Source organism: Armatimonas sp. (assembly GCF_043757465.1).
In the GTDB taxonomy this organism is placed as follows: Bacteria; Armatimonadota; Armatimonadia; order Armatimonadales; family Armatimonadaceae; genus Armatimonas.
Window position 1 is genome coordinate 88,361 of sequence record NZ_JAYVPL010000131.1, and the last position, 22,020, is coordinate 110,380.

General features: G+C 59.5%; 21 protein-coding genes and 1 pseudogene. 15 read left to right on the forward strand and 7 right to left on the reverse strand.

Annotated elements, in window-relative coordinates:
• Positions 1-75: 75 nt before the first annotated feature.
• The 13 genes and pseudogenes from argC (at position 76) to ACH2ED_RS18550 (ending at position 10,256) form a co-directional block, all read left to right on the forward strand.
• Positions 76-1,092, forward strand: coding sequence for an N-acetyl-gamma-glutamyl-phosphate reductase (gene argC, locus ACH2ED_RS18490; RefSeq protein ID WP_395094185.1), 1,017 nt, complete (start codon positions 76-78; stop codon positions 1,090-1,092).
• Positions 1,083-2,282: a bifunctional glutamate N-acetyltransferase/amino-acid acetyltransferase ArgJ gene (gene argJ, locus ACH2ED_RS18495; protein ID WP_395094186.1), complete on the forward strand. Its 1,200-nt coding sequence runs from the start codon at positions 1,083-1,085 to the stop codon at positions 2,280-2,282. The genes argC and argJ overlap by 10 nt, the downstream gene beginning before the upstream one ends.
• Before the next feature lie 94 nt (positions 2,283-2,376).
• Positions 2,377-3,717, forward strand: a complete 1,341-nt coding sequence (locus ACH2ED_RS18500; protein WP_395094187.1) for a DUF1501 domain-containing protein — start codon at positions 2,377-2,379, stop codon at positions 3,715-3,717.
• A 13-nt stretch (positions 3,718-3,730) separates the two neighbouring features.
• Complete coding sequence (locus tag ACH2ED_RS18505; RefSeq protein WP_395094188.1) at positions 3,731-4,375, forward strand: hypothetical protein; 645 nt, start codon at positions 3,731-3,733, stop codon at positions 4,373-4,375.
• Between the two features lie 19 nt (positions 4,376-4,394).
• A complete protein-coding gene (locus ACH2ED_RS18510) occupies positions 4,395-5,000 on the forward strand; it encodes a hypothetical protein (RefSeq protein ID WP_395094189.1) in 606 nt (201 codons plus the stop codon).
• The gene (gene argB, locus ACH2ED_RS18515; protein WP_395094190.1) at positions 5,000-5,848 is read left to right on the forward strand and encodes an acetylglutamate kinase; all 849 of its coding nucleotides are present in this window, start codon (positions 5,000-5,002) and stop codon (positions 5,846-5,848) included. Before ACH2ED_RS18510 ends, argB begins: the two co-directional genes overlap by 1 nt.
• Position 5,849: 1 nt before the next feature.
• On the forward strand, positions 5,850-6,317 hold the full coding sequence (locus tag ACH2ED_RS18520) for a GNAT family N-acetyltransferase (RefSeq protein WP_395094191.1): 468 nt from the start codon (positions 5,850-5,852) through the stop codon (positions 6,315-6,317).
• Entirely contained in the window at positions 6,308-6,778 is a 471-nt protein-coding gene (locus tag ACH2ED_RS18525; protein WP_395094192.1) for a GNAT family N-acetyltransferase, read from the forward strand. Before ACH2ED_RS18520 ends, ACH2ED_RS18525 begins: the two co-directional genes overlap by 10 nt.
• Entirely contained in the window at positions 6,779-7,405 is a 627-nt protein-coding gene (locus ACH2ED_RS18530) for an FMN-binding negative transcriptional regulator (RefSeq protein WP_395094193.1), read from the forward strand.
• The gene (locus tag ACH2ED_RS18535; RefSeq protein ID WP_395094194.1) at positions 7,405-8,601 is read left to right on the forward strand and encodes an acetylornithine transaminase; all 1,197 of its coding nucleotides are present in this window, start codon (positions 7,405-7,407) and stop codon (positions 8,599-8,601) included. The genes ACH2ED_RS18530 and ACH2ED_RS18535 overlap by 1 nt, the downstream gene beginning before the upstream one ends.
• A gap of 39 nt (positions 8,602-8,640) precedes the next feature.
• Positions 8,641-8,997, forward strand: a pseudogene (locus ACH2ED_RS18540) (Clp protease N-terminal domain-containing protein); the annotation flags it as partial.
• A gap of 21 nt (positions 8,998-9,018) precedes the next feature.
• Positions 9,019-10,005, forward strand: a complete 987-nt coding sequence (argF, locus tag ACH2ED_RS18545) for an ornithine carbamoyltransferase (protein WP_395094205.1) — start codon at positions 9,019-9,021, stop codon at positions 10,003-10,005.
• 65 nt (positions 10,006-10,070) lie between these two features.
• Positions 10,071-10,256 carry a hypothetical protein gene (locus ACH2ED_RS18550; protein ID WP_395094195.1) on the forward strand — a complete coding sequence of 62 codons (186 nt, stop codon included), beginning with the start codon at positions 10,071-10,073 and terminating at the stop codon, positions 10,254-10,256.
• On the opposite strand, the gene ACH2ED_RS18555 is transcribed toward ACH2ED_RS18550, so the two are convergent.
• From ACH2ED_RS18555 to ACH2ED_RS18565, 3 genes are read right to left on the reverse strand one after another with little or no spacing between them, the layout of a single operon-like run.
• Entirely contained in the window at positions 10,219-11,619 is a 1,401-nt protein-coding gene (locus ACH2ED_RS18555) for a serine hydrolase domain-containing protein (RefSeq protein WP_395094196.1), read from the reverse strand. The genes ACH2ED_RS18550 and ACH2ED_RS18555 overlap by 38 nt on opposite strands.
• Entirely contained in the window at positions 11,616-12,785 is a 1,170-nt protein-coding gene (locus tag ACH2ED_RS18560) for an aminotransferase class I/II-fold pyridoxal phosphate-dependent enzyme (RefSeq protein WP_395094197.1), read from the reverse strand. The genes ACH2ED_RS18555 and ACH2ED_RS18560 overlap by 4 nt, the downstream gene beginning before the upstream one ends.
• On the reverse strand, positions 12,782-13,264 hold the full coding sequence (locus tag ACH2ED_RS18565) for an Lrp/AsnC family transcriptional regulator (protein ID WP_395094198.1): 483 nt from the start codon (positions 13,262-13,264) through the stop codon (positions 12,782-12,784). Before ACH2ED_RS18565 ends, ACH2ED_RS18560 begins: the two co-directional genes overlap by 4 nt.
• Positions 13,265-13,460: 196 nt before the next feature.
• Here ACH2ED_RS18565 and ACH2ED_RS18570 point away from each other — a divergent pair, with 196 nt between their 5' ends.
• A complete protein-coding gene (locus tag ACH2ED_RS18570) occupies positions 13,461-13,880 on the forward strand; it encodes a GNAT family N-acetyltransferase (protein WP_395094199.1) in 420 nt (139 codons plus the stop codon).
• Between the two features lie 318 nt (positions 13,881-14,198).
• Here the strand turns inward: ACH2ED_RS18570 and ACH2ED_RS18575 are convergent, their stop codons facing one another.
• Positions 14,199-15,143 (reverse strand): D-2-hydroxyacid dehydrogenase, encoded by a 945-nt coding sequence (locus ACH2ED_RS18575; RefSeq protein ID WP_395094200.1) that lies wholly within the window; start codon positions 15,141-15,143, stop codon positions 14,199-14,201.
• Between the two features lie 80 nt (positions 15,144-15,223).
• Between ACH2ED_RS18575 and ACH2ED_RS18580 the strand changes: the two genes are divergently transcribed.
• The gene (locus tag ACH2ED_RS18580) at positions 15,224-16,471 is read left to right on the forward strand and encodes a hypothetical protein (RefSeq protein ID WP_395094201.1); all 1,248 of its coding nucleotides are present in this window, start codon (positions 15,224-15,226) and stop codon (positions 16,469-16,471) included.
• Positions 16,472-16,477: 6 nt separating this feature from the next.
• Here ACH2ED_RS18580 and ACH2ED_RS18585 read toward each other — a convergent pair whose 3' ends face one another.
• The 3 genes from ACH2ED_RS18585 to ACH2ED_RS18595 form a co-directional block, all read right to left on the reverse strand.
• Positions 16,478-18,730 carry an alpha-L-arabinofuranosidase C-terminal domain-containing protein gene (locus tag ACH2ED_RS18585; protein ID WP_395094202.1) on the reverse strand — a complete coding sequence of 751 codons (2,253 nt, stop codon included), beginning with the start codon at positions 18,728-18,730 and terminating at the stop codon, positions 16,478-16,480.
• Between the two features lie 86 nt (positions 18,731-18,816).
• Positions 18,817-19,020: a hypothetical protein gene (locus ACH2ED_RS18590; protein ID WP_395094203.1), complete on the reverse strand. Its 204-nt coding sequence runs from the start codon at positions 19,018-19,020 to the stop codon at positions 18,817-18,819.
• A 151-nt stretch (positions 19,021-19,171) separates the two neighbouring features.
• Complete coding sequence (locus tag ACH2ED_RS18595; RefSeq protein ID WP_395094204.1) at positions 19,172-21,931, reverse strand: CHAT domain-containing protein; 2,760 nt, start codon at positions 21,929-21,931, stop codon at positions 19,172-19,174.
• Positions 21,932-22,020 lie beyond the last annotated feature (89 nt).

A 22,020-nucleotide genomic window follows, 5' to 3' on the forward strand; every position in this document is an offset into this window, starting at 1 on the left:
GGCTACGTGTGAGTGCATCGAGAAAATAGTGTTTGGCGTGGCCGCAGGGGAAACCCTGGCGGCTTTTTTTGTTTTATGACCATGAAAAAAATTGCGATTATTGGTGTAACAGGCTACGGCGGCGGGGAGCTGGCGCGGCTTTTAGCGAGGCACCCAAATGTCGAAGTGACGCAAGTCATCTCAGACAGCTCGGCGGGCAAGCCGCTGGCGAGTGCATTTCCGGGGCTGGCCGGGACAAAACTCGGGCGGCTGATCTGCGAGAAAAAAGGCGGGGAGATAGCGGCGGACGTGGTCTTTCTGGCGCAGGAGAACGGCTACGCCATGACAGTCGCCGGGGCGCTTCTGGCGCAGGGCAAGCGGGTGATTGATCTGTCTGCGGACTTTCGGCTAACGGACACGGCGGATTGGGAAAAGTTCTACAAAATGCCTCCGGCGTCGCCTGAGCTTCTAGAGCAAGCAGTTTATGGGATGCCGGAGTTGGTAGGCAAAGAGAAGATTGCCGGGGCGCGGCTGATCGCCAATCCGGGGTGTTATGTCACGGCCAGCAGCCTCGCTCTCGCGCCGCTGGTGAAGCATCACGGACTGTCAGGAATTATCATTGATGCCAAGTCCGGGGTCAGTGGCGCGGGCCGCTCTAAATCCGACACGATCTACCGCTACGCCGAGATGAACGAGACCGTCCGGCCTTATGCCGTGGGCGGGAGCCACCGGCATACGCCTGAGATTGCACAAAATATCGGCGCAAATGTGCTCTTCACGCCGCACCTTATTCCAATGACGCGCGGGATTCTGGCGACGTGCTACGGCCAGACAAAAGCCAGCGCCACCGAGCTCACAGAAACCCTCCGCACTGCCTACGCCGACTGCCCGTTTGTGGTCGTTCGGGAGCCGGGCGACTGGCCTTCCACGAAAGATGTGGCGGGGAGCAACTTCTGCCACTTGGCCGTCGCCAGCACAGGAGAGCAGGCGATTGTCGTTTCCGTGATTGATAACCTGGTCAAGGGCGCGGCGGGACAGGCGATTCACAATATGAACATCATGCTCGGCTTTGAGGAGACAGCGGGCTTAGAAGGAGGCGGTCTGTGGCCGTAACATTTCCACATGGGTTTCAAGCCCACGGCGTTGCTGCGGGGGTCAAGAAGAGCGGCGCTCTGGATATGGGGCATATTCATGTTTTAGGTTCTCCTGATGGAAAGCCTGCTGCGATGGTGGGGACGCAGAACCAGATGTGTGCCCCGTCCGTCACGCGAAATCGGCGTGTATTGGCGGAGACGGGCGGCTATGTCACAGATGTCATCGTTAATGCGGGCTGTGCAAATGTGGCAACCGGCCCTGAAGGTGTTGCGGATAACGAGCAGATGGCCGAGTTGGCTGGCGAGGAAAACGATACTTTACCCACAACCGTTCTAACCGCTTCAACCGGCGTGATTGGCGTGCGCCTGCCGATGGATAAAATCGACGCAGGTATTCACAGGCTCGGTCGGACACAGGGAACCGCAGAGAGCTTCGCGGAAGCGATCATGACGACCGATCTTGTTCCCAAAATGGCTCAGGCTACTTTTGAGTTAAATGGACGAGAAATTCGGATCGGTGGGGCGTGCAAGGGCAGTGGTATGATTGCGCCGAATATGGCAACCATGCTGGCGTTTCTGACGACCGATGCAGACATTTCCCCCAAAGCTCTGGATGCTGCCCTGCGCCGCGCCGTGGAGGTGAGCTTCAACTGCATGACCGTGGACGGCGACACGTCTACCAGCGACCAGTGTATTCTCCTCGCCTCGGGCTGGGCGGACAACGAGACCATTGAGGAGCCAGAGGGGGCAGATTTCGAGATCTTTGTTTCTGCGCTTTCCGAGGTCTGTACTACGCTGGCCAAGAAAGTGGCACGCGATGGCGAAGGTGCGACCAAGCTGGTGACGGTTGAGGTGACCGGAGCTCCCTCCGATACCGACGCCAAGAAAGTAGGGCGCACGATTGCCGAGTCGCCACTGGTCAAGACCGCGCTCTTTGGCAACGACCCGAACTGGGGCCGCCTGATGATGGCCGCCGGTCGTGCAGGTGTCCCGTTTGACCCCGACAAAGCGTCTGCCACTCTCGCAGGCATCGAAGTCTTCAAAAACGGCGTCCCGGCTGCCTTCGACAAAGCCGCCGCCTCCGAAGCCATGAAGACCGACGAGGTTCTTGTGACCGTGGATCTAGGCGCAGGCGAGGGCAAAGCCACTTTTTACACCTGTGACTTTTCCTACGAGTATGTCAAAATCAATGCGGAATACACGACATAACCCACTTCTTACTCCCCTCCCTTCGCCCCTCGGAACGAGGGTTTTAGGCGAAGGGAGGGGCTGGGGGAGGGATGCAAGGGATGCGAGGGATGCAATGAAGCGAGCGATTCTGGTTGCAACAATAACGGCACTGTGCGGGGCGATGGCCTCGGCGACACCGGCGAACAAGGCGGCTCTGGGCGTGCGCTACGGGCGCTTCCTGCCCGCACGCCTCGATGCATGCTCTACCTGTCATCAGAGCGCTCCGGGCACCAAGCCGGGTGTGACACTCGACGAGTTCCCTCACAATCCCTTTGGCGCACGCCTCAAGGCCATCGCCGTACAGCTCCGGCAATCCGGCCAGCGCACCGATCTGGGTCGGCGGCTGGAGAAAATTGCGGGCGAGGACTGGTTCACGAACATCGGCACCTGCGCCGATGATCTGGCGATTGTGCGCTCGCTCTGGACGCTTGACAACGACCACGGGGCACAGCTGACGTTCCAGACGGGTCGCCATGTTCGTGAGGGCGCGCACCCGACAGTCGGTTCCTGGGCCTGCTATGGCCTCGGCACGCTCAACGAGAACCTCCCCGAGTATGTCGTGCTGGGTACCCCGACCGGCGACTGCTGCGGCGGAGCCTGGACGCACGGAGCCTCGTATCTGGGGCCACAGTATGCCGGAGTGAAGCTCAGTGCCGACCCGAAAAAGCCCCTGCCCTTCCTCAAGCCCGCCGATAACTTAAGCGCCGACGAGCAAGCGGCGAACTTCTCGCTGATGGGTCGCCTCAACCAGCTCGCGGGCATTGACTACCCCGATGACAAAGACCTCCAGGCGCGGATAAAAGCCTACGAGCTCGCCTTCCAGATGCAGACCTCGGTGCCGGAAACGCTCCAGCTTGAAAAAGAGTCGGCGGAGACCCGTGCGCTCTACGGGCTGGACCAGGCACACACGAAAGCCTTCGGGGAGCAGTGCCTCGCGGCCCGGCGGCTGGTCGAGCGCGGCGTCCGGTTTATCCAGCTCTTCCACGGCGGCGGCGGCGGCGGGGCATGGGACGCGCACAGCGATGTCAAGGGCAACCACACCACGCTTGCCGCGCAAGTGGATAAGCCGATTGCGGGCCTGCTCAAAGACCTCAAGCGGCGCGGTCTGCTCGACGAAACTCTAGTGGTCTTTGGCACCGAGTTCGGGCGCACCCCCGGAGCCGAGGGCACGGGCCGCGATCACCATCCCCAGGGCTTCTGCGCCTGGCTGGCCGGTGGCGGGATAAAAGGTGGCATCACCCATGGTGCCACCGACGAGCTCGGCTTCCACGCCGTCGAGAGCCCCCACTACCTCACCGACCTCCACGCCACGGTGCTGCACCAGCTCGGCCTGGACTCTCGCAAGCTCGAAGTGCCGGGCAGAAAGCGCCTCGAAATAGACCACGGCCAACCCATCCGGGAGATTCTCGCGTAAGAAGGAAAACAGTATGATTTCATCTGATTGGAATGAGTTTATAAAGCTACAACACGATATTGTAAGTAGTCGTGAGGTACACCCACGATTAGGATTGCCCCAGCCAAGCTGGGTCGGTAAGAATTACTCAGCAGGTGGAATTCTCATCGTTGGAATCAACCCAGGGAATGGAAATCTGGATAATGGCCTTGATTTAGATGAAACAAAAGTTCAGGACTGCTTATCAGAGTTCAAATTTTCAGGATCACTAGATGACTACACTAGCTATGTCAATGAAATGCACAGGCAACAAGTCTCTTCATGGGCACGTTGGACTCGGTTTACAGGTGCATTACTTGAAGGTTTAGAACTGACTTTAAATGATGTTGGCTGGCTCAACTCATGGAAATACAGAACACTGAATGGCTCGGAGGATCTATCAATTTCTGCATTTAGACCACATATCAAGCGTTTTATTTTTAATGAACTTAAAGTTTTGAAACCACAGTTTGTTGTAACACATGGTTGGTGGGCAAAATATGCGCTTGAAGAATTCAATAAAATATCAACGACTAAAATCAGAAATCAAGATATTCCCCAAAGAGGATCTGGTTCGGCTCGCCAAGATGCTATTTTGCTTGGACAACAAATAAGAGCGGAGTATTCGACAAATCTCTAGAGAAATAGGAGAAAGGTAAATGGCATATTCAAAGTTCACACTGACGCAGGTGCTGGAGGCATTTGACCTGGTTACCGATGACACGCGGGACTTATTTCCTGACGTGATGCCCGTCGAGCCGAGTGCGCTCCTGCGGGAGACGCTGGAGCAGAACGTGGCGGTGGCGCGGCGGATCGCGACGGAAAAAGCACGCTCGGAGCTGATCGTAGCACCCATTCTGATGGAAGCCTACCGTCGCAACCAGCCCGAGATCGGGTTCTTCTCCGGGGTGGACTTTACCGTGGACGATAAGCAAGGGCTCTCGGGGGTCTGTGACTTTCTCTTCACCCGCTCTCGGGAGCACGCGGTGATTGTCTCGCCCGTGCTCGCCGTCGTCGAGGCAAAAAAAGAAGACCTGAAGCCAGGACTGGGGCAGTGCATCGCGGAATTAGTCGCGGCACGAATCTTCAACGAGCGCAAGGGCAAGATAATCCCCGAAGTCTACGGCGTAGTGACAACCGGCACCAACTGGCAGTTTCTCAAGCTCTCCGGCCAGACGGTCTTTCTCGACCGCGAGGAGCGCTACCTCAACGGAGCTAGCCGGATTCTGGGGATTTTATTTGAAATTTTACGGGGAGAAGTTTGATGCCAGAGCAGATTGCGGCAACCTTGATGCAGGCGCTGCCTTATATCCGGATCTTTGCCGGGAAGACGATTGTGATCAAGTACGGCGGCAACGCCATGATTGATGCGGAGCTAAAAAAAGCGGTGATGCGCGACTTGGTGCTGATGCGCCTGGTAGGGATCAACCCGATTCTGGTGCACGGCGGCGGGCCGGAGATCAACGAGGCGATGAAGAAGCTCGGCAAGGAGCCGGAGTTTGTGGCGGGGCGGCGTGTGACGGACGCGGAGACGATGGAGATTGTGGAGATGGTGCTCACGGGCAAGACCAACAAGAGTATTGTCGCGCACTTGAATAGTGAGGGGGTGCAGGCAGTCGGTCTGTCGGGAAAAGACGCCAACTTGCTGATCGCGGCCAAGGACACCGACAACGGCGATCTGGGTTTTGTGGGCAAGATCACGCACGTGAACCCGGAGATTATCCACGTGCTCACCCAGAACGGCTACATTCCCGTGATCTCGTCGGTGGCGGTGGGTGCGGACGGCCAGGCGTACAACGTGAACGCGGACACGGCGGCGGCGGCGCTGGCGGCGGCGCTCCATGCCGAGAAGCTGATCCTCATGACCGATGTTGAGGGACTGTACCGGGACTTCTCCGACAAGAGTAGCTTGGTCAGCGAGATGACGACAAGCGAGGCGCGGCAGTGGATCGCCGAGGGGATCGTGGACAAGGGCATGATTCCCAAACTGGAGGCGTGCGCGGCGGCGGTGGAGGACGGGGTGCCGCGTGCACACATCATTGATGGTCGCCGTGCCCATGCGCTGCTCATAGAGCTTTTCACAGACAGTGGCATCGGAACTATGGTGCGATAGTTTGGAGATTCGAGAGGCGCGGGCGGGCGAAGCGGCGCGGGTCTATGCCATCACGCGCTCGGCGTTTCTGGAGTACGCCAGCGATGTCCCGCCGCCGTCAGCGCTCTTTGAAAACGAGGCGGAGGTCGTGGGGGAGCTGGCGGAAGGCAGCCACCACGCGCTTCTGGCCGAGCGCGATGGCAAGGCGCTGGGCTGCGTCCGCTACGAGCTCGACCGGCGCGGTCTGCACTTCTTTCGGCTGGCAGTCTTGCCATCGGCGCGTCGCCAAGGCGTCGCCAAGGCGCTCTTAGCGCGACTCGAAGAAGTGGCACGGACTCACGAGAAGTCGCGGATCTGGTGCCATGTGCGGCCAAAAGTGAGCCAGAATGTCGCGCTGTACGAGAGTGTTGGTTATATGCGGAATGGTGAGGATGTGATGGTGCGCAATGGGTTCGTGATCCCGGTCGGAGTGATGGAAAAATGGATTTGAGAATAGAGAAAACAGAAGATGTGGCCCTGATTCACGCTCTCACGCAAGCCGCGTTTGCTGAGTACGGGCGCGAGCCAGGCACATCTACTGCGCTCAAGGAGACCGAGGCTGATATTGCAAGACATTTTGAGGGCGGAATGCAGGCACTGGTGGTTTACCCCTCGCCAACCTCTCCCCTAGCCTGCGTCCGCTACCAGATAGAGAGTGATGCGCTCTACTTCCACCGCCTCGCCGTCCACCCCGATTACCGACGGAAGGGGCTGGCGAAAAAGCTAGTCGGGCACTTAGAGGCCTTGGCGCGAGCGCAGGGTCTAGCTCGGCTCACTTGCTCCGTCCGCCTCGCCAAAACCGATAATGTCGTGCTCTACACCAGCTTGGGCTTTCGGCTCCTCGGCGAACGGAGCGTCTGCCGCGATGGCACGGCAGTTCCGACCGGCGACTTCGAGAAGAGGCTGACCTAGATGTACATCCCGCCGCATTTTCAGGTAAACGATCCCGAGACGCTCACGGCGTTTCTGCATGCTAATAGCTTTGCAAGCGTGGTAACCATTGCTAATGGCGAGCCGTTTGCCACGCACCTGCCGCTGCTCTACCAGCCGGAGACAAACACGCTCATCGGGCACTTGGCCAAGGCCAACCCGCAGTGTGCACACCTGACCAGCGCCGAGAGCGTCTTGGCGATCTTCACCGGGCCGCACGGCTATATCTCGCCGCGCTGGTACACGCACGCGCCCGCCGTCCCGACCTGGAATTATACTGCGGTGCATGTTTATGGGAAGCCCAAGCTCGTCACAGAACCCGAAGCGCTGACACAGATTTTACTCACGCTGGAGGCGCACTACGAACCGGAGCCTATCGCCTACGATGACGCGTTTTTCGCGCCCAAGCTCAAGGGAATTGTGGGCGTAGAGATTGAGATTTCGCGCCTCGAAGGCAAGTTCAAGCTCTCCCAAAACATCCCCGCCGAGAGCCGTGCCAGAGTTATCGAACACCTTAAACTATCCGAGCGAAGCGAGGCGGCTGAGGAACGAAGCCCCACAGCCGGACGATTTCCGTCCAGGCTTGCCGAGATAATGGAAAGCATATAATGACAACTACAGAAGCAACGAAAACGGGAGCTGATGCCCGGCTCTGGGATCAGTCCCATGTGATGACGACTTACGCACGTCAGCCGATTGAGTTGGTGCGTGGCGAGGGCTGCTGGCTCTTCGACAGTGACGGCAAGCGCTATTTGGACTTCCTCGCTGGAATCGCGGTCTGCTCCGTGGGGCACGCGCATCCGTATCTCACAAAAGCGATTTCGGACCAGGCGGCGACACTTATGCATGCAAGCAACCTCTACCTCACCCAACCCCAGGCGCGGCTGGCGCGGCGGCTAATGGAGCTCTCGGACTTTGAGCGGGTGTTCTTCTGCAACTCCGGCGCGGAGGCAATCGAGGCGGCGATCAAGCTGTCACGTAAGTATGGCAGGGCGATTGCCCAGAGCAAGGTGCGGATCGTCACGGCGATCAACTCGTTTCACGGGCGAACACTGGCGGCAGTGACGGCAACGGGCCAGCCCAAGTACCACGAGCCGTTTGCGCCCCTCCCGCCCGGCTTTGACTATGTGCCGTTCAATGACTTAGAGGCACTAGAGGCCATCATCACCGATGACACCTGTGCGGTGCTTTTAGAGCCGATTCAAGGTGAGAGCGGGGTGCATCCGGCGACCCTGGAGTACTTAACCAAAGCGCGAGAGCTCTGTGATAAACACAAGGCACTGCTGATCCTCGATGAGGTGCAGACCGGCGTGGGGCGGACGGGGAAGATGTGGGCCTACCAACAGTACGGTGTCGTTCCCGATGTCATGACGCTCGCTAAGGGCCTGGGCGGGGGCGTGCCGATTGGCGCGTGCCTCGCCCGAGGAGCCGCCGCCGAGACCCTCAAGCCCGGCGACCACGGCTCCACTTTTGCGGGTAACCCTCTGTGCACCGCCGCCGCCAATGCCGTCTTAGATATTCTCGCTGATGAGCGCCTGACCCAGAACGCCGCGACAGTTGGGGCCCATCTCAAAGAGCGACTCAAGCCGCTCGGGGCACCACGTGGCATGGGGCTGATGATCGGGCTGGAACTGGACAAGCCGATTGCTAAGAAAGTGGTCGCAGAAGCACTCGCACTGGGCCTGATTATCAACGCCACCGGAGATACCACACTGCGAATCATCCCCCCGCTGATCCTCACCAAGGAATTAGCCGACGAAGGGGTGAAACTTCTGGAACAAGCGATTGAGAAAGCAACGGAATAATTCATGGCGATTCAATTTACACGAAACGGACGAAAAGCGATGCTCTGGGCGCAGGTTGAGGCCATGCGACGGGGTGATATCTATGTGGAGCGGGAGCACTTGCTACTCGGGCTCTTGCACGGGGAGGAGACCAGTGCTTTGCAGCTTCTCGCGCGCATCGGCTATGCCCCCGAGGAGCTACGGATGCGTATCTCCGGTCTGCTGAAACCTGAGAATGGCGCGGCCCGCACCGAGTCGGCCACGCTCTCGCCGGGAGCTAAGCAGGTTGTTGAGCAGGCGCGGCGCGAGACCGAGTCCACGGGACATGACTATGTAGGCACAGAGCATCTTCTGCTAGCGCTGCTCCACGAGGCACCCGCGAGCGTTGAGAGCGTCGGGCTAAGCTATGAAGGGGTCGCCCAAGCGCTCTCGTCGGGGCTGGCGGGCGCCCTCACGGAGGAGTTCAATCCTGCTCCGCTTGTTGCGCCCACTCGGCTCACGCCCCGTGCGAGCTTCCTCAAAGGCCGACACTTTCTGTCAGTCAACGACCTGAGCACGGAGGAGATCGAGCAGCTCTTTGACTTAACGCGGGAGATCAAGCTCGGGAAGGCGCAGAATGTGGCATCGGGCAAGTGCGCCGCGCTTCTCTTTGAGAAACCCAGCCTGCGCACCAAGCTCTCGTTCTCGGTGGGAATGAGTCGGCTTGGGGGCCAAGCGCTGTATTTTGCAAAGGAAGAGGTGGGCCTGGGTCACCGAGAGTCTGTGAAAGATGCCGCGCGGGTGCTCTCGCGCATGGTGGACGTGATTATTATTCGGACTTTTGACCATCGCAATATTGTCGAGCTGGCCCACTATGCCAGTGTTCCCGTGATCAATGCACTGACAGACCTTGAGCATCCCTGTCAGGCACTGGCAGATTTTTATACGATCTTGGAGTACCGTTCCGAGACCCGGGGCCAGAAGCTGGTCTATATCGGCGATGGCTGTAATACCGCAATTAGCTTAATGCTGCTTGCGCCACGCCTCGGGACGCACTTCACGCTGGCCTGTCCGCCCGGCTACGAGCCGCCTGCGCCTCTGATCGCGCAGGCTCGGGAGCTGGCCGCCTGGCATAGCACCACGTTTGAGATAAGCCACGACCCCGTAGCCGCCTCTAACGATGCCGATATCCTCTACACCGATGTCTGGACTTCGATGGGGCAAGAGGACGAGAAGGCCAAGCGTCTCGCCGATTTTGCGGGCTTCCAGATCGGCGCAAAAACGCTCAGAGAAGCCAAAGAGGACGCTTTAATTCTGCACTGCCTGCCCGCTCACTATGGCGAGGAGATCACCGAGGACGCCGTGGACAGTCCGCAGTCGGGCATCTTCGACCAGGCTGAAAATCGCCTCCACGTGCAGCAGGCACTTCTGGCTGCGGTATTGTAGCAGTGATATTTCCCACTGTAACCTAGATAGGGTACGGTGGTTCTATTGAGAGGAGAATTGATATTATGCAACGACAGCAGCTACAAAAACTACAGAGTAACAAGTTGGTTCAGTGGGGAATGCTCTTTTTGGTGGGGGGAATCGCTATTCAGTTGGTCATTACCCTTGCAAGGCTACTTTCACCCTTTACGGGTTGGGCAATCTTAGCGGGGATTATTCTGATTGTGGTGGGGCTGATTCGCGGGAAGTAGCCTTTGAAGCGACTTGAGCTCTAGCTCCCACCAGTGGCGCGAACTCCGTGGGGCCGAAGCTGGCGTTGAGCGAGTACTGGAAAGTGACGCTCTCGCCCTCAAACGTGCAGAGAACCTCCGCGATAAAGGGGGTCTCGACCGAGCACAGGCGCAGGGTGAGGGTTGTGCGGTCTTCACTCCAGGCGGCGGCTCCTGAGGTTTCGTGGGGCTTGCCATGCCACTGGCGGAAGCTCGTCTCGCCGAGAAGCCACATTCCAAAGCCACCGCTAAGCGTGTGGTCATCGAGCGTGAGCGTGAGCTGCGACTCCGTGCTCTCGAGACGCAGGCTCTTGAGACCCTGGTCGTTGGCGGGGAAGCTGTAGGCGCTGGAGAAGACGTGCCCGGCTCCGGTGGGCCGATGTAGCTCACGCCGTGCCCCGAACGCGGGCAGAATGTGCTTCCAGACCTGGTTCAGAACCTCCTGCATGTTCTTCACGCCCGACGTGATCGCGAGCACGGCGTTCTGCTCCGGGAAGACCACGCAGTACTGACCAAATGCGCCGTCACCACGGTACGCACCGTGCTGGCAGCGCCAGAACTGGAAGCCGTAGCCCTGCGCCCAGTCGCTGGCGGGGTCATCGCCGTTGGAGATGTGCTTGCGGGTGGCATTGCGAACCCAGCCCTCGGGCAGGAGCCGCACCCCGTTCCAGAGGCCATCGCTCAGGTAGAGCTGGCCGAACTTGGCGATATCTTCCGTACGGACACTCAGCCCCCAGCCGCCCACATCCATTCCCAGCGGGCACTGCTCCCAGGTCGGGCTCTCGATTCCCAGCGGCACAAACAGACGCGGCGTGAGGTAGCTCAGGAGCCGCTCGCCGGTGAGCTTGTGCAAAATCGCCGAGAGCATATACGTCGCAAGGCTGTTGTAGAGAAAGTGCGTCCCCGGTGCATGGGGAACGGCGGCGGCGAGGAAAGACTTCACCCAATTATTTGTCTCGCTACGCAGCCCGCTCATCGGCTCGACCGCGTGCCCTGTGGACATGGTCAGCAGGTCGTGCACCCGCATCGCCGCTAAGTTCTCCGAGATCGTTTCGGGCGTGCTCTCCGGGAAGAATGAGATCACTTTATCGTCGAGGCTCAGCCGTCCCTCACCCACCGCCAGCCCGACTGCCGTGGCCGTGAAGCTCTTGGAGAGGGAAAAGAGCATGTGCGGCTTCGCAGGCGTGTACGGATGCCACCAGCTCTCAGCAATCACCCTGCCGTGGCGCAGGAGCATCACACTGTGCAGCTCCAGCCCGGCGCTTTGGCAGTGTGCCAGAAACGCGGCGATACCAGATGACGAAACACCCTGCGCTTCGGGCGTGCTACGGGGAAGAGTGGTCATTCGCCCATTGTACCCAAGCGCTCTAAAAATCGGCCCATGCGCTCTAAAGCCTCCGTGAGCTTACTTGTGGCGGTGGCGTAGCAGCAGCGGACGTGGCCGATGCCGCCGTCGCCAAAGACATCACCGGGGACGACCAAGACTCTCTCTTCGCGTAGCAAGCGCTCGGCGAACTCCTCGGAGGTGAGGCCCGTTTTTTCGATACTCGGGAAGGCGTAGAACGCACCGCCGGGCAGGCGGCACTCCAGGCCCAAATCATTCAGGCCCTTGACAAACAAGCGCCGCCGCCTATCATAGTCCGCAACCATCTCGGCGGTGTCCTGCTCGGCGTTTTTCAGAGCCTCAATCGCGGCGATCTGCGCGGTGATCGGAGCGCAGAGCATGGTGTACTGATGAATCTTCATCATCATCTCGATGATAGGCGCGGGCGCACAGGCATAGCCAATCCGCCAGCCGGTCATGGCGTAGGCTTTGGAGAATCCATTGAGTAGAATTGTCCGCTCTTTTGCACCCTGGAGCGCCGGAACCGAGACATGCTCGGAGTCGTAGCAGAGCCGATCGTAGATCTCATCGCTGAGGATGTAGAGATCGTTGGCGACAGCGATATCCACGACGCGTTGTAGGCCCTCGCGGCTCATGACGGCCCCCGTCGGGTTGGTGGGGTACGAGAGCAAAATAGCCTTGGTCTTCTCCGTGATCCGCTCCGCGATTGCCTCGGGATGCGTGACGAAACCGTCGCTTGCCCGTGTGGGAACCGGCACGGGAACGCCGCCCGCGAACAGCACACAGGGGGCGTAGCTGACGTAGCACGGCTCGGGGATCAGCACTTCGTCGCCAGGATTGAGGATCGCACGAAACGCCGTGTCCAGCGCCTCGGAGACCCCCACGGTCACTAATACTTCGGTGCGTGGGTTCCAGCCCGTTCCGTAGCGCTCGATGTGCTTTGCGACAATCGCCTCTCGAAGTTCCAGAAGTCCATAATTGCTGGTATAGGTAGTGCGGCCCTTCTCCAGCGAGTAAATTGCGGCCTCCCGGATGCGCCAGGGAGTGACATAATCCGGCTCCCCGACCCCAAGCGAGATCACGTCATCGAGCTCGGCGACGAGGTCGAAAAACCGACGAATCCCCGATGCCGGGGTGTTCTGCACAATCTGTGAGAGCGATTTCACGGGGTCACCGCCAGTCGCTCATCGGTCGCCACCTCGCCAAAGATATCACCGTCGTCTTTGTACTTCTTGAGCAGAAAATGCGTCGCTGTGCCGCGCACACCTTCAATGGTTGCTAGTTTCTCCGCCACAAAATTGGCCACTTCCTGCATCGTCTTGCCCGCGACCACGACCCGAAGATCCTGCGAGCCGGAGACCAGATAGACGCTATGCACCTCGGGATACCGGTAGATGCGCTCGGCGATTTTATCGTAGCCGGTGCCGCGCTCGGGCTGTGCGGCGACATCAATAAAGGCGTAGACTCGCCCGTCGCCCGCTTTCTCCCAGTCAATGCGCGTTCGGTACGAGCGAATCACACCCGCGCCCTCCGCCGCAGAGATCGCCGCCGCAACCTCGGCCTCGCTCTTGCCCGTCATGGCTGCAATTTGCGCCGCGCTCCGGCGGGCATCGTGCTCCAGAATCCGCAACACTTCCAGATTCATACTCTCCCCCTAACCAAAAAAAGACCGGCTCACTTGCGTGGGCCGGTCGTCAATCGTTTCTCTCGCTCTAAAGGTTTCCACGCAACTCCGGCATCACACAACGGCCACAGCAGCAGGAGCCGCCGCAGCCAGAAGAGCCGATGCCAGATTTTTTGTGAAACACCTCACTGCTCCGCAGTGTACCATAGAGAAAGCCATGTTCACTACTAGCACCGACAAAACACTTTTGGATTTCCCCACGATCCACCACTATCTCTCCCAGGACTCCTACTGGGCACAGGGAATCCCTGAGGAGATCGAGCGACGCGCCATCGAAAACTCCGTCTGCTTTGGAGTCTATGTGGAAGAAACACACCAGCAGGTCGGCTTCGCCCGGCTCATCACGGACCACGCCACTTTTGCCTATGTCTGCGATGTGTTTATTGTCCCCGCGTTTCAGGGCCAGAGCCTAGGCAAGCAGCTTATGGCGGCGATTGAGACCTATCTCTTGCCCTGGGGCTGCCGCCGCTGGGGCTTAGTCACCAAAGATGCCCACGGTCTCTACGAGCAGTTTGGCTTCGAAGTCGAAAACAACGGGCGCTGGATGACCCGCAAATTCCCCGCTGTGTATCGCTAGACTCGATTAGACCGCCCCGTTTGTGTTCTCGCCCCCATGAACGGGGGCGTCTTTTTGACGGCTTCGCCGACACGAAGGCCACTTCGGGCCATATTGGGTCTGCCCACAAAAAAGAAAAAATCGTACGAGCCGTTTTCGCGAATCCTTTTCGTGCCCCAGATGTTCCAAAAAACAGCAGGAAAACCCCGTGAACAGATCCCCATGGGCGGCACGCCCTTCGTGTCCGAGGAACGAGGACAATAAGACGCCCCCGTTCATGGGGGCGAAAACACAAACGGGGCGAAACACACGACGCGAAACTAAAACGCGGGCGAGATTCTAATATCCCAGCTCCGGGTTGACAATATTCTTCAGCGGCTCACCCGCCTGCATCCGGCGCACTTGCTCGGCCACTAAAGCCGCGAGGCGCTCGGCGACGGTGTCGGTCTGGCCGCCGGTGTGGGGGGTGATGAGCACATTGTCTAGCTCCCACCAGGGGGAGTTCGGGGGAAGCGGCTCGTCCTCGAAGACATCCAGGCCCGCGCCCGCCAGCCATTTATTTTTGAGCGCCTTCCAGACATATTTTTCATCAATCAAGCCGCCACGCCCAATATTGAACAGATAAGTCCCCCTCTGCACGATCTCAATCTCGTCCTCGCCAAAGAACCAGCGCGTGGACGGCGTGAGCGGGAGCGCGAGCACAATCATGTTGCTACGCAGAACCAGCTCGTGGTACTGCAAGTGCGACAAGACCACATCAAAGCCCTCGGCGGGGAGCTCGGGGTTGCGCCTGAGGCCGATGGTATTCATTCCAAAGGCTTTACAGCGGGTCGCGATTCCCTGCCCAATCTGCCCCGCTCCCACAATTCCGACGGTCTTGCCTTCGAGCTGAAACCCTGACTGCGCGATGCCCCAGTGTTTTTCTTTCTGTGCCAGTGTGCTTGCGGGAATCTGCCGCGCGACGGCCAGCATCAGCGCCAGCACATGCTCCGCGCAAGCGCTCGCATGGACATCCGAGCCTGTCACCACTTGCACGCCGCTTTCAAATAATTCCGGGTAGAGCTTGCCATCCACGCCCGCGCTCGTGATCTGCACCACTTTGAGCTTCGGCAACCGCGTCAGAAGCTCTGGCTCCAGCTTCGCCGTCACCACCAGCTCAGATTCGGCCAGCGCTTTTTCGTCGGGGGCTTTCGGGTCGCTGAAGTGCAGAACAACCGATTCGCCAAGCGCCTCGGTGAGGGCCTCGCGGAGCTTCGTGCTGGTAGAAAGACAGAGAACATGCATGGCTTGATTGTACCCGCGCCCCGCAGATTGAAAGAGGGGACAGGATTTTTAGGGGGTATCGGTGAACATGGCCTTACTCTATGATTCTGATTGACCCACGTGATGCGCTAATTGAAGCACTTCTTGCCGCTGCCGAACAAGGCACGCTTGCTGAGATCCCCACGGCTCAGTACGTTGAGGCGCTGCAAGTGAAGTGGGATGAGGGGACATTGAGCGGCTACAGCTTCTGGTGCACTCTAGTACTGCTTGTCCGCCACCGCTCCGCCTTTCCTGATGATACGCAAGCCCTCCTCACCAAGCTAGCCCTCGCGCTTTGCCAGCATGCTCGCCCGGTTCGCGCCGCACACCACTTCTACGATGTCCGTGGCTACCTTGAAGCACTTGTCGTACTGCGTTTGTTGGCACAAGAGGACATCGGGCAAGACTTCGAGGACGCTGCCCACGAGTGGATTTTCTTTGAGTGGGGCTGTGGTGCGCACCTGAGCAATACCCATGAGCTTCTGCACTTACTCGGCCTGCTCCTTACCCTCGATACGCAGCCGCCCCGTCGAGCAGAAATGCTCTTCCGGCGGCTGGTGAAACTAGAGGAAGACCTCGCCAATCCCGTCTCTCGGACGTTCCGAAGGGGCCTCAGTGAGGCCGAGGGCATACTTTGGAGCCTGCTCGCAGGCCTTGGTTTACAGAATCACCTGCTCCCGCAAACCTCTCCGCCCGACATGCTGATGATTCCTTGTTTCGGCGGGGCTGTCTTTCGGCAACACCGTAGCCAACACGGAACTCTGGCGACGCTCTCACGCTACCCACTTACCCCCTCGACACCACAGAACTGGCTCAGCCTAGACGCTGTTTTTTGTCGAACAAACACCAAGAATAGTGGCAGTTTTAGCGATGGTGAGGTGATGACATTCACCCGTCCCCCCTTTCAGAGTGCCACGCTCCAGCGGGGGGCAGAAGCGCTGGCGCTTCGCTTCTATGACCATCGCACCTCGACAGCTCAGGATGTCCAGGATGGCTGGGAGCAACCTGAAGCGGGGGGAATAGGAATCTTCCCCTGGTGCCTGTCGGGCCATGCGGTCACCGAAGAGAGGCGAGATGGTCACTGGCTTCTCGCTGCCCGATTGGAAGCCCCCTGTCTTTTCGTCGTGCTCTGGGCGATCTCGCTGGAGGGGGAGATTGAGGGGGTTCCTGTTGTCACTCCCGCCCGCGTAGTACCGTCGGTGCCGCGCCGCACAGGGGAGGAGGCGTGGGACATTGACTGGGAACTGCCAGGCGGGCTTTGGAAGGTGCGTGTGGATCCGCTGGCGAAAGAGCCTCTCTGTGGAAGATAGACAGCTTCAATCGGCGGCGGGAATCCTGCCTGATGACGTTGTCTTGAGCCGCAGAATGCTGACCGAATAAGGCGGAGCCTGGTAGGTGAAACGAGCCGCGACTCCGGTGAGTGGCTTGGTGACGGGAGTGATCTTGGTGGGCTGTGCGAAAGAGTTCTCCTCCAGCGGACCGCTCCCTGTGAGCACGGTAACACTCCCCTTGCCCGTGAGTTTGCCAATATTATTGAGCGTAATCCCTGCCGCGTGGGCACTCTTGCCCCCATTGACGAGTTTGACCAGAATATCGCCGGTTTTTTCGTCGCGCGTGGTCACGGCGTGCATGGGCGAGGACGGCGGGGGCAGCGTGACATCGTGCATCAGCTTGCCGTCGAGGTAGCACTTGATACGCGTCCCCTGGCACTCGACCTTGATGTTGTACCAGCGCCCCGTCTCGATCTTGCCCTGCACCGAAGGCCGCAGAAGCGCACTCTTGCCGCCGCCGATAGAGCGCTCGATCTCATGGCGTGTGTTGCCCCAGCCGCCCAGGTTCCACCAGAGAAAGTCCCCCGCGCTACGGTTGTAGAACAGCACGAGGAAACCTTCATCGCCGCCATTTTTCTTCGCCTTGAGTGTGAGCGTGTAGTTGGCAGCATTCGGGTCGCCGCCTATAGCGCGGAAGTTCTCACCCTGAGCGTTGCTCTGGCGCAGGCCACCGTCTGCGGTTTTCTCCCAGCGCCCTTGTTCAGGCTTGAGGGGCACGGACTGACCGTTCACTTCAATGTCCTTGTACTCAGCGTCCGTGCGCCATGTCCCCACCCCAACGCCGCCTTTGGCTTCTGCCGAGAGTGTGTCGCGAACCGCAGGCGCAGTGAGGGTGGTCGGGAGTACCACATCGCCCCGGTTGGTGGAGAAGAGCTGTTGTACCCAGAACGACGGTGTCCCAAACGCCTGGCTGGAGTTGAAGACAATGGCATCGGGGTTCCACTTTCTATCGTTTGCGTTCACAAAGAGTGGGGCGTAGCTCGCCATCACGACCACATCGGAGTTGCGCTCTATGCCCGTGATAAACGCGGCTTCGCCCAGCGCCGCGATTAAGTTGCCCTCACCGCAGCCCTGGGTCACGGCGTACTCCCCCACATAGACTTTATGCTTACTGCGATCATAACGATCGTAGCGGTTGGCCTGCTCGAAGAAGAACTGCGGGTTGTTGTAGTAGTGTTCATCCACAATCTCAATGGGCGCGGAGGTCGGTAGGCCACCCCAGTCGTTGGCGATGGTGCGCACGTACGGGTGCTTCTTCTTAATGGCATCAAAGAGCAGCTTGTAGCGCTCGTTATAGCGTGGGCCGCCGTTCTCATTACCGATCTCGATAAGCTTCAGGCCAAAAGGCTTCGGGTGGCCGTTTTTCGCCCGCTCCGCGCCCCACTTCGTGGTGTTCGGAGCGCCGTTGGCGTACTCCAAAGCATCAAGCGCGTCTTGGACAACACCGTCCATCTGGCTAAGGGGGGTGGTGTCTTTGTGGCTCATGCCGCAGTTGACCACGAAGAGCGGCTCAGCCTTGAGATCCTCGCACCACTGAAGGTACTCATGGTAGCCCAGGCCATTGGTGGCTTTGTAGCCCCAGATACAGCGATTGCCCGCGCGTTGGCTCGGCTCACCCAACGAGAGCTTCCAGTTGAAGCGCTGGGCGAGCGTGTCGCCCTCCACAAAGCAGCCGCCGGGGAAGCGCACAAAGCTCGGCTTCATTCCGGCCACTAAGCCCGCCAGATCTTTGCGCAGCTTCGCCTTCCCGAGCGTGTCGGTGGGCAGCAGCGACGGATTTTTCAGCACAGCGGGGAACGCTGTGGGCCGCAGCTCTAGCCGCGCATCGGGGCAGCTTGCGCTGGGCGTGAGTGCGACGGCGTTCTTGCCCGGCTTGATGCTTGCACGCACTAACACTGCGCCTTGCGGGCTCACGAGCGTGGCGGCGAGGGGCTGGGTCGTCTCCAGCGAGAGAATCAGCTTCTTGCCACGCTCCACCCCAATTCCCCAGTAGCCCTCAGTGCGAACGCCACCCGGGCCGGTGAGTGTGAGCGCACTGCCGCTCGCTGCTAGCTTCGCGCCCCCGAAGGCTTCCCAGTAGGCGGCGTTCTCGGCAAAATCACGGTTGCGAAGCTTCTCGGGATAGAGTCCACCATCGCCCGCGTGGTTGATCTCCTCAAAAAAGATACCGTGTAGGATCGGAGAGAGGCGCGGGCCGGGATGAGCACCGTCCACCGTGAGAGTTAGATCAGCTTGCATGAGGCCATTATACCAAATTGCTAAAGATTGCTTACTATCTCCCTGCCTTGCCTTCCAGGTCACGGAGTTTTTTCTGCGTGTGGGCATCAAAGAGTGTCCCTAAAGATGGCCGACTGCGGTAGCCACCACCGTTGGCCCTCGGACGTGCTCATAATGCAGCGCACCTGCCCGGTCTGGGCGTCCCAGAGTGTCGCCGCGCCCCAAGTCTTGCCGCCTTCCCCTGCATAAACACTCTGCACACCTGCGGTCAGAAGGGTCGTGCCATCGGGGCTGAGTCCAAGGCGCTGCACAGGGCCTTCGACCTTTTGTCAGGGGAAAAGACCAGGTGCCGGGTCTGGGTGCCAAACCACTTCCCCTGCACCACGGAGGTGGTGACTCCCCAAAGCCCCCCCAGAAGCGCCAGCCCGCCCAGGCAGCCCAGTCCTCCTTTTTGCAGCAGTGTCACCGTGGATCGCCAATGAGCACGAAGGGAGCCCAGTAGTAGGGGTGGGTGTAGCGCTGGCTCTGGCGAAGCTGAAGTGCGGCACTTCGTAGGGCACTTGCCTTGCTCTGCCCCTTGCCCATCCCCGCATAGAACTGGTTCATGAGGGTTGCGGTGCTGGCATCGTCCACGGCCCACTGCGAGAGAACTTGGGTGGGGCAGCCCGCGGCAAAGAGTGCCCAGGTCAGCCCGACCACGCCCTCACCGCCTTGTTTCTGACCACGTGCCGTGTTACACGCGGAGAGCACCACCAGCTCGACGCCGGAGAGATCCAGCTCAAAGATCTCGCGGGCGGTGAGGAAGCCATCATCGCCGCTACACGGTGTGGGGTTGGCGAGCACGATGGACGAGAGCAGCGGCGCGGCATCATTGACAAAGGCATGGGAGGCCAGATGGATGCGCTGGAACTGACGGGCTGTGTTTTTGACCACGCTCTCCTGTGCCTTGCTTCGGGTGTAGATTACGGCGTGTGGGAAGCGCTTGGCGAGGGCATCCGCCTCGCGCTGGGTGCCAGGAAGATCCACCAAACGGGTAGCACGGGGCACGAATAAGTCTCGGTCGGGTACGGTGATGGGACGGTCGGGTACCGTGATCGGGCGCTGTCCGGGCACCGTGATCGGGCGCTGTCCGGGCACCGTGGGGCCGTTTTCGAAGCGCTTTTCGGCATCGAACTGCGGATTGGCGAGCACGAGGAGCTTGGAAGAGCCCGACGCTTTGCGAGGCACGGACTGTGCGGCGTGCCAAGTCGCCGCCGAGCTGGCGTAGGAGAGGGCAAATCGGGAGAGAAGTGGCGTTTGGTGCTTGTCGAGCAGTACGGCAAAGGGAACGTCCCAGAGCGAGCGATCCGGGCAGACAACGAGCTGCGCTTTGCCCAACAAGCGAGCCTCAATGGGCGCAAGCAGAGCTTGATATAGGCGGCTTGCCTCGGCTTTCCAGGGCTTCTTGGGGTTGGTACACGCCTCGCGCAGTGCCCGCATGGGTTGCTCCAGAGAGTGGGGTACTTTGTGCGCGGTGACAGTCGGCTTACCTGTGCGATCCCGCGTCAGGACAAAAAGCACGGTGCGGTTGCCGTCGAGAGGCGCGAACTCAAGCAGAGCCGCATCGGTGGGGAGAGCCTTGGCGATCTGATCCAGACTTGCAATCTTCGCCACGCGCCGCTGCTGGAGGCTAGGATACTTGGCGTAGAGCTGATCTTGAAAGAGGGCCAGCTCCCGTTCGGCCACGGCGAGCTCCGCCTTTCTCGCCTCAAAGCGCTTCTTGCTCCCGACCTCATTGCGAGCCGCTTCTTGCACCATGATAGTGGAGAGCTGCTCACACTGCGCCCGCTTCTGTTGCTCCTGGGCTCGCTCTGCATCCGTGAGTTGAGCACTCAGATCTATCTTGCCGCCCGCCATCAAGTCCAGAAGACCACGTGCCTTGGTCTTCTGGGCGAGAGTAAATGCCTCCGTTGTGCGGCCTTGCCCCAAAAGAAGTGTCAGGTAGCCTAGATACGGATCGCGCAGACTCTCAAAAAACGTCCCTTGCGCGGATGTCCCATTGCCCGCATCGCGACGGAGCTGCTCCACAAGGGAGAGTGCCTGCTGATACGACTTCTCTGCTGCGGTGCGATGTCCCTGCTGGTACGCCAGGTGACCAAGTCGGGTTAGTACTCCTGCTTCCCCAATACGGTTCGCCTGTGTCTGATAGAGCTTCTGTGCCTGGAGAAAGTAAGAACGAGCGATCTCAGGGCGGGAGATAGAGAGCTCGCCCAAGTTTTGCAGTGTGAAGACCTCCGCCTCGGGAACCCCTGCCTCTCGCTGAAGACGAAGCGCTTTCTCGTACCACTCCCGTGCCTTTTGCGGCTGCTTGAGGCGCTCATAGAGCTGTCCCACCGCAGGTGTCAGCTCCGCCTCGAACTTCGGGTTTTTGGTGGTACGGCTGATCTGGAGGGCTTCCTCAAGACACTTCAGACCTTTCTCGGGCTGTTTCAGCTCTGCGTGAAGGCTTGCCTGCCTCCCAAGCTCCCAGGCGAGCGCCAGAGGAGTCCCATCCTGTCGGCGTGCCCTCGCAGCGCCCTGACTGTATTCCAGCGCCTTTCCGAGCTCGCCCAGCCCCTGGTAGATCAGGCCCAGATGCGAGAGAGTCTCCCCCAGGATACGGGTATCGTGCTGTGATTCTCCCTGCTGTAGGGTCTGGTTCAGATAGGCGATGGCTTTTTGTGGATCTCCCAGGTCCTGGTACATCAGGGCGATCTTGTTCAGGGCGATCATCGCTTTAAGGCCCTCTTTCAGTTCCTGATAGAGATGAAGAGAGGCAAGCGCCGCATCCAGGGCTTTCTGAAGCTGGTTGCTCCTTCGGCAGACATGGCTTTTCAGATCCAGCGTATCGGCGATTCCTTTAGCATTTCCTTGCTCGCGCCACAGTTGCTCCGCCTCTTCCAAAGCCACGAGCGCTTCCGCTGGTTCCCCGAGCAAGCTTAAGGAATAACCGCAGTCTTGCAGAAAAACCGCTTTTTCAAGCTTACTCTCCAGAGTGCGGTTGAGGCGAATTCCCTCCTGAAAGGCGGTGTGTGCTTTTTCTCTCTGCCCCAACGCGATATAAAGGCGGCCCAGCCCCACCAAGGCATGCGTCTCCCGGCCTAGTGAGGGAATCTGCTGTGCGACTCGCCGTGCCTGCTGCCAGTACTCCAAAGATCGGGCAAGCTCCCCTTCTTGATGGGCAGTCTCTCCCAGAATAACCATCCGACCGGAGCAAGCTCCGGGGTATTTATCCGAAGGCTTCGGCCTGAGAGCCGAAGCCACAGAAGAAGTGGGCATCCTAAGAGATGCCC